This is a genomic window from Pseudomonas folii, assembly GCF_014357575.1.
GTDB lineage: Bacteria > Pseudomonadota > Gammaproteobacteria > Pseudomonadales > Pseudomonadaceae > Aquipseudomonas > Aquipseudomonas folii.
Map to the genome: position 1 here is coordinate 1 of NZ_JACONW010000284.1, position 2,730 is coordinate 2,730.

Here is a 2,730-nt window from a genome sequence, read left to right on the forward strand (position 1 = left end):
CCACAGGGATCTCATTTCAATCCAGATGATCGGGGTAACAAATGCCAATCATCCGAAACCCCTGATTAATCGAGCCATCATTGACCTGTGTAGCAACTCGGTAACATTTTGTAATGAACATGGGCAAATCCATTCGTCAACAGGATCAAGCACCATGGCAACCAGCACGTTAGCCCCGGACTCCTTTGAACAGGCCCGAGACTCAAAACCTCAGCTCCACCGCAAGCCCAGCACGCTGACGATGGTGGTTTTCTTCGCCATTCTTGCCACCGGTTTGTTGTTCACGGCCTACAGCCTGAAGCAAGACGTGGATGACCTGGGCACCGTAGTGACCACCTGGACGCCCTTTCTGTTGTTGGGCGTGGCCTTGCTGATTGCCTTGGGTTTCGAGTTCGTCAACGGCTTCCATGACACCGCCAACGCGGTTGCCACGGTGATCTACACCCACTCGCTGCCACCGGGATTTGCAGTGGCGTGGTCCGGGTTGTTCAACTTTCTCGGCGTGCTGTTTTCCAGCGGGGCGGTGGCGTTCGCGATTATTGCCTTGCTGCCGGTCGAGCTGATTTTGCAGGTGGGCTCCGGCGCTGGTTTTGCGATGATCTTTGCACTGTTGATCGCTGCGATCATCTGGAACCTGGGTACGTGGTGGCTGGGACTGCCCGCCTCCTCTTCGCACACCTTGATCGGCTCGATCATCGGCGTGGGCGTCGCCAATGCCTTGATGCATGGTCGCGATGGCACCAGCGGCGTTGACTGGTCTCAGGCGACCAAGATCGGTTATTCGCTGCTGCTTTCACCTTTGGTAGGGTTCGGGTTTGCTGCGCTGTTATTGCTGGCGATGCGCATGTTCATCAAGAACCGCGCGCTCTATAAAGCGCCTGAAGGCAATACTCCACCGCCATGGTGGATTCGCGGCATGCTGATCGTCACGTGCACCGGCGTGTCGTTCGCCCACGGTTCCAATGACGGACAGAAAGGCATGGGCCTGATCATGCTGATCCTGGTAGGCACATTGCCAATGGCCTACGCCCTGAACCGCACCATGCCTGCCGATCAGTCGCTTCAGTTTGCTGCCGTTGCCGAAGTCACCCAGCAGGCACTCACTCGCGCCGCACCACTGCCCGCTCCCGCTGATCCACGGCAGACGCTCTCACAATATCTGGTCAGCAAACAGGAAACTCCGGAACTGATTCCGGCCCTGGCGGTGATGGCAGGCAAGATCGGTATTCAGGTCAAAGGCTACGGCTCACTGTCGAAGGTTCCCGCCGAAGCGGTGGCTAACGTGCGTAACGATATGTACCTGACGTCGGAAACCATCCGCGTGATGGAGAAAAACAAGGTCGGCAATTTCGACGCGGATACACAGGACAAGCTCAAGCTGTTCAAAGACCAGATCGACAGCGCAACCCGTTTCATTCCGACCTGGGTGAAAATCGCGGTAGCCATCGCCCTGGGCCTTGGCACACTGGTGGGCTGGCGGCGCATCGTGGTCACCGTCGGCGAGAAGATTGGCAAGACCCATATGACGTACGCCCAAGGCGCCTCGGCAGAAGTGGTCGCAATGCTGACCATCGGTGCTGCCGACATGTACGGCCTGCCGGTGTCGACCACTCACGTGTTGTCGTCCGGTGTCGCGGGCTCCATGGTCGCCAACGGCTCGGGCCTGCAATTGCGGACCTTGCGTAATCTGGCCCTGGCCTGGGTGTTGACCCTGCCTGCGGCAATCCTGCTGTCGGGATCGTTGTACTGGGTGTTTACTCAGATCTTCTGATCGCCGCCTGCGGGTAATAAGTGCTCTTTGAGAAAATCGATCAAGGCACGCAACTTCGGAGATGCATGCTGGCTCACAGGCCATAGCATCCAGAGGGTGCCGTGGCTGAGGGTGAAATCTTCCAGCACGACCTGCAGCTCGCCGCGCTGCAAAGCGTCATTGACGACGAAATCCGCCAGGTAGGCGATGCCCATTCCCTGCCTGCACAGGTGATACAGGGAATGGGTGGTGGTGCAGGTCGCGGCTTTTTTCACGCTTGGGACAGGCAGACCGTCAACACTGCGCAATGGCCAAGGCTCGATTTTGCCGGTGGCGGGAAACTTGTGCAGCAAGCCGACATGCCCGGCCAGGTCGCCGGGCGTGGAAGGCACGCCATAGCGTTGCAAGTAATCCGGGGACGCAACCAGCATCAGACGAAAGTCCCCCAGATGCCGCGACGCCAGTCGTGAGTCCTGCAGCATGCCGGTGCGAATCACCGCATCAAAGCCCTCCTCGATGATGTCCACCATGCGATCCGACAGGTCGATGTCCAGCTCGATGTCCGGATAGCGGCGCATGAACGCGGTCAATGCCGGCATCATCAAACCATCCTGCAACGGCACGCTGATATGCAGTTTGCCCCTGGGCTCGGCGGTGAAATGCGACAGCTCCAGCTCCGCGGCTTCGACCTCCCCCAGTATTCGCCGACACCGCTCAAGAAACAGTGAGCCTTCGGCAGTCAGGGTGATGCTGCGTGTGCTGCGATGAAACAGGCGAACCCCAAGGCGCTGTTCCAACCTCGCAATGCTCTTGCCGACCGCAGAGGAAGAAACCTCCAGCGTGCGGGCCGCGGCGGTGAAGCTGCGCGTCTGTGCGACCTGCACAAAGATTGCGATGCCACTGAGACTGTCCAGTCGTGTGCTCCTTATAAAATATTTGTCTGAGTTGAAATGCGATTTCCTTGTGGGAGCGGTGCTTGG

At 58.5% G+C, this 2,730-nt stretch carries 2 protein-coding genes; one reads left to right on the plus strand and one right to left on the minus strand.

The features are described 5' to 3' along the window. The first annotated feature begins 154 nt into the window (after window positions 1–154). Complete coding sequence (locus tag H8S59_RS26710; protein ID WP_095099438.1) at window positions 155–1,771, plus strand: inorganic phosphate transporter; 1,617 nt, start codon at window positions 155–157, stop codon at window positions 1,769–1,771. On the opposite strand, the gene H8S59_RS26715 is transcribed toward H8S59_RS26710, so the two are convergent. Then, complete coding sequence (locus H8S59_RS26715; protein ID WP_187523355.1) at window positions 1,759–2,664, minus strand: LysR family transcriptional regulator; 906 nt, start codon at window positions 2,662–2,664, stop codon at window positions 1,759–1,761. The genes H8S59_RS26710 and H8S59_RS26715 overlap by 13 nt on opposite strands. Window positions 2,665–2,730: the final 66 nt, after the last annotated feature.